General features: G+C 70.8%; 6 protein-coding genes. 3 read left to right on the top strand and 3 right to left on the bottom strand.

Annotated features, from left to right (window positions below; genetic code table 11):
* Positions 1–38 precede the first annotated feature (38 nt).
* Positions 39–602 carry a TetR/AcrR family transcriptional regulator gene (locus E1264_RS40830; RefSeq protein WP_207936903.1) on the bottom strand — a complete coding sequence of 188 codons (564 nt, stop codon included), beginning with the start codon at positions 600–602 and terminating at the stop codon, positions 39–41.
* Between the two features lie 67 nt (positions 603–669).
* Between E1264_RS40830 and E1264_RS40835 the strand changes: the two genes are divergently transcribed.
* Positions 670–1,098: a nuclear transport factor 2 family protein gene (locus tag E1264_RS40835; protein WP_132182657.1), complete on the top strand. Its 429-nt coding sequence runs from the start codon at positions 670–672 to the stop codon at positions 1,096–1,098.
* 78 nt (positions 1,099–1,176) lie between these two features.
* On the opposite strand, the gene E1264_RS40840 is transcribed toward E1264_RS40835, so the two are convergent.
* Positions 1,177–2,046 (bottom strand): cytochrome c biogenesis protein CcdA, encoded by an 870-nt coding sequence (locus tag E1264_RS40840; RefSeq protein ID WP_132182659.1) that lies wholly within the window; start codon positions 2,044–2,046, stop codon positions 1,177–1,179.
* A 7-nt stretch (positions 2,047–2,053) separates the two neighbouring features.
* Positions 2,054–2,632 carry a redoxin domain-containing protein gene (locus E1264_RS40845; RefSeq protein WP_132182661.1) on the bottom strand — a complete coding sequence of 193 codons (579 nt, stop codon included), beginning with the start codon at positions 2,630–2,632 and terminating at the stop codon, positions 2,054–2,056.
* 333 nt (positions 2,633–2,965) lie between these two features.
* Between E1264_RS40845 and E1264_RS40850 the strand changes: the two genes are divergently transcribed.
* Positions 2,966–3,619 (top strand): aquaporin, encoded by a 654-nt coding sequence (locus E1264_RS40850; protein WP_132182663.1) that lies wholly within the window; start codon positions 2,966–2,968, stop codon positions 3,617–3,619.
* Between the two features lie 39 nt (positions 3,620–3,658).
* Positions 3,659–4,217: ferritin-like domain-containing protein (locus E1264_RS40855; RefSeq protein WP_132182665.1), on the top strand; the 559-nt coding region annotated here is incomplete at its 3' end.

Genomic DNA, 4,217 nt, shown 5'->3' on the forward strand with positions numbered 1-4,217 from the left:
GACCCGCACGTCCCGCGGCGGCCCCCATCGACGGCGCGTCAGCGCGGGGCTAGGCCATCGAAGATGATGCCGAGCGTGCTGGTGCGGACCGGCTCGTTCAGGTGCAGGTGAGCGGCGGCGCGGGAGGCGCCGACGAGGAGCGCGTAGACCTCGTCGAGGCGGACGTCCGCCCGGACCGCTCCGGCGTCCTGGGCCCGCCCGAGCAGGACGCCGACGGCTTCGCGCAGGTCGCGCGGGCCCTGCGCCGCTCTGCCCGCGGCGTCGCCGCCCGCGTCGGTGAACGCCTCGATGATGGCGAGCTTGCCCGCGGCGTCCTCCACCAGACGGCGGAAGAAGCCGAAGAACGCCCGGCCCGGATCGGCCGCATCGGCGAGGCCTCGCGCCTCCCCGCACAGGCGGTCGAAATGCGTCACCAGGACCGCCTCCACCAGCGCCCGCTTGGTGGGGAAATGGCGGAAGACGGTGGCGATGCCGACTCCGGCGAGCCGCGCGACCTCCTCGGTGGAGGCCGCCGAGCCGCCCCTGCCGAAGACGTCCTCCGCCACTTCCAGGATCCGGGCCCGGTTGTCGCGGGCGTCGGCGCGCGTGGGTTCCATTGACATCCGAAGTCTCCACTCCGTATATTCGGAGTCTCCACTTCGGAACCTTACCGTGTCGCCGGGAGGCATCATGGCGCCCAGTCCTCGCGAGGTGTTCCTTGAGCTTGTGTGGGGCGTCTCGGAAGGGCGCTGGGACGAGCTGCCCGACCTCTACGCGGACCGGACCTGCGTCGAGCATCCGTTCTCGCCGTTCGAGGACGGGCCGATGCGCACCCGTGAGGAACTGCGCGAGCATTTCTCGGCAGGGAAGAGCCTGCCGCCCCTTCGGCAGGAGCCAGCCAACATCACCGTGTACGAGACCGCGGATCCGGAGGTCATTGTCGCCGAGTTCGAGTATCGCGGGACGACTGCGAGCGGCGAACCGTTCCGGGTGCCGTGCATATTCGTCCTGCGCGTCCGGGACGGAAAGATCATCGCTTCCCGCGACTACATCGATCACATTTCCTCGGCCCGCCGCCGCGGCGCCCTCGGCGAATTCATCGAAGCCCTCCGTCCCTGACCGGCGGCCGGGCGGCCGGGCGGCCGGGTGCGGCCGGGAGACAGGGGTGGCCGGGCTTCTCCACCGGCCTGGCTCCCGCTAGCGCCGTTCCTGGCCAGGTGCCTCCTGCTCGGTGACGGCGGCACCGCGACGGGGGCGCCAGAACTTGCGCGCCGCTATCGTTCCGGCCGCGAGGACGCCGAAGGCGGCGGTGATCCACCAGATTCCGATCCGGTCGATCCCGTCGGTCAGCGCGCCTTGGATCTCGGTGACCGTCCGGACGACGGCGGAGTCGGCTTCGGCGCCCGCGTTGACGCGCGTTTCGTACCAGCCGTAGTAGGCGACATACAGCCCGGCCAGAAGCAGGAGGCCGCCGCTGACGCGCGAGACGTACGGCAGGATCCGGCGGGTGCGCGCAACCGCGGCGTCGTGCGCCAGCGCCACCAGCATCGACAGGAACCCCACGACCAGGCCCATCCCGACGCCGTAGGCGGCGAACGCCGCCAGCCCGGCGGCGATGCCCGTGCCACCGGACACCAGCCCGGTGACGGCCAGGAACGGTGCGATGGTGCACGACAGGGACGCGACGGCGTACGAGGCGCCGTATCCGTACAGACCCGCCAGCGAACCCGACAGCCCGCCCGCCTGGAGGCGCGGCAGCCGGAGCAGCAGTTCCCGCCCGGTCACCAGCCACCCGCCGAGCGCGACCAGGACGACGCCCACGACGATGGTGAGCCAGGGCAGGTACTGGTGGATCGAGGCCGTCAACGCCGAGATCAGCAGGCCGAACACGCCGAAGACGGTGACGAACCCCGCGGTCATCGCGGCCGACAGCCGCAGCGCCCGCCAGACGCCGCCGCCGCCCGGCCCGGCGATCAGCAGCGTCAGGTAGGACGGCAGGAGCGCGAATCCGCACGGGTTGAACGCCGCCACCAGCCCGGCGGCCAGCGCGAGCGATATCTCCTCCATCGGCGTGTCAGCCGAGGAGCTTGCCGACGTGCCGGTTCAGCTCGGACTCCCCGAGCGGCCCGGAGTCCCTGGACGTCGTCCCGTCGGGTGCCATGAACACGAACGACGACTGCGAGGTCACCTTGAAATGGGCGTACAGCTTCCCGGTCCGGTCGTCGAGGTGGGTGAGGCCCTCGGTGCCCGTCCGGGAGACGAACTCGTTCAACCGGTCCTTGCTCTTCTCCAGCCCTCCGATGCCGACGAACGAGACGCGGCCCTTGAACTTCTCGGCGGCCTTCGCCACGTCGGGGCCTTCGGCCTGGCATTTGGGGCACCAGGGGGCCCAGAACCAGAACACCACCGGCTTGCCCGCGAGACTCGTGCCGTCGAACGCCTCGCCGTCCAGCGTCTCGCCCGTGAACCGCAACGTTCGCGGCGTGTCCTGCCCCGCTCCACCCGATCCGGCCCCGCCCGGGCTCTTCGCGGCAGGGGTCCGGGACGCGGCATCCGTCGGCTCGACGGCGGTCGTCCCGTCGCCGCCGCCCCCGCATCCGGCCATGAACGACATCGCACCGATGAGGACCACGATCGCCAGCGCCTTCTTCATGCCGGTCACCCTATTGTCCGGGGCGGGCGAGCGGGTCCTTACGAATCCTTACGAAGCGATGACGTCCGGCGCCGCCCCACCGGCCTCGAAAGACGCGACATCCGCTCGGTCCGCCCCGAACGAAACCCGCGGCGAAACGGTTTCAAATGCCGCGCTCATTGATGGTCCCCGGCGACGAAATATGTGATCTCCCAGGCAGGCCGAAACGTCGCCTTGCGGCTCGGCTGACCGTAATCACCCCGTAAGGAGCGCGGGCTCCTCAGAGAACGAACACGGTGACAGGCTCGGGGCGCTGCCGGGCCGACGGCCATTTCTCGATATAGGGAGATCGTTATGCGAAGTTACGTCACGGAGTTCATCGGCACATTCTTCCTGGTCTTCACCGTGGGCTGCACCGTCCTCGCGACGGCTCCGTTAGCCCCGCTCGCCATCGGCGCGGTGCTGATGGTCATGGTGTACGCGGGCGGGCACGTCTCCGGCGCCCACTACAACCCGGCGGTGACGCTGGCGGTCCTCCTGCGCGGGCGGATCCGCTGGACCGACGCCGTCGCCTACTGGGCCGCCCAGCTCATCGCGGGCGTCGTCGCCGCCCTCACCGCCCGCTATGTGGTGGATCCGGGCAAGGTCGCGGAGCTGTCGCCGTCGGGCCGCGCGGTCGGGGCGGCGCTCCTGGCCGAGGTGGTGTTCACCCTCGCCCTCGCCTACGTCGTCCTCAACGTGGCCACCAGCAGGGACCACCCGGACAACAACTTCTACGGGCTGGCCATCGGATTCACCGTCGCGGCCGGGGCCTTCGCGGTGGGCGGCATCTCCGGGGGAGCGTTCAACCCCGCGGTCGCCACCGGCGCGGCGACGATGGGCCTGTTCGCCTGGTCGAAGCTCTGGATCTGGCTGCTCGCCGACCTTGCCGGGGGAGCCCTGGCCGCGGGGGCGTTCCTGGCCCTCAACCCGGAGGACCGTGCCCCGGCGGAGACCTCCGCGGCCTGACGGTCCGGCGCCGTCTCGCGAAGGGAAGGGAAGGGACGCATGAGCCGAATCGCACGGGAACTCGTCGAGCGTGCCGGCGTCGACGTGGACGTCCTGATCGGGGAACTGACGGCGGCCGCCCGCGCGAAACTGGCCGCCCACTACCGCTACACGATCCTGCACGCCGGCCTGGCCGGTCTGATCGGCGCGCACCTGCGAGAGGTGCTCATGGACGTTCGCGCCGAGCACCTCAACCATTTCGACGCTCTGGTGACGCGCATCTACGAACTCGACGGCCGCCTGCCCGACGACCTCGCCGATTTCGCGGCCACCGACCCGGCGGGCGGGAACCTGCCGGGCGACGTCGGGGACGATCCGAAGGCGCTGGCGACCGCGCTCATCGACGCCGCCAGGCGAGCGACGCCCCTCTACACGGGTCTGTGCGAACTCACCGAAGAGAAGGACAGCCGCACCTACGACCTCGCCCAGGCGATCCTCTTCGAGGAGAGCGAGCACGACGCGTGGTTCTACGAGTTCCTCGGGACGGGCCCGCCGCCCCGCTTTCAACGCGGTTTCCGGGGCCGGTCCCCCTACGTGACCCGGCTGCCCCCCACCGATC

Source organism: Actinomadura sp. KC216, assembly GCF_004348535.1.
Taxonomy (GTDB): domain Bacteria; phylum Actinomycetota; class Actinomycetes; order Streptosporangiales; family Streptosporangiaceae; genus Spirillospora.

Excerpts from the sequence above, each read along its gene's own strand:
- E1264_RS40830 (WP_207936903.1), bottom strand. The coding sequence starts at position 602 with ATGTCAATGGAACCCACGCGCGCCGACGCCCGCGACAACCGGGCCCGG.
- E1264_RS40835 (WP_132182657.1), top strand. The coding sequence starts at position 670 with ATGGCGCCCAGTCCTCGCGAGGTGTTCCTTGAGCTTGTGTGGGGCGTC.
- E1264_RS40840 (WP_132182659.1), bottom strand. The coding sequence starts at position 2,046 with ATGGAGGAGATATCGCTCGCGCTGGCCGCCGGGCTGGTGGCGGCGTTC.
- E1264_RS40845 (WP_132182661.1), bottom strand. The coding sequence starts at position 2,632 with ATGAAGAAGGCGCTGGCGATCGTGGTCCTCATCGGTGCGATGTCGTTC.
- E1264_RS40850 (WP_132182663.1), top strand. The coding sequence starts at position 2,966 with ATGCGAAGTTACGTCACGGAGTTCATCGGCACATTCTTCCTGGTCTTC.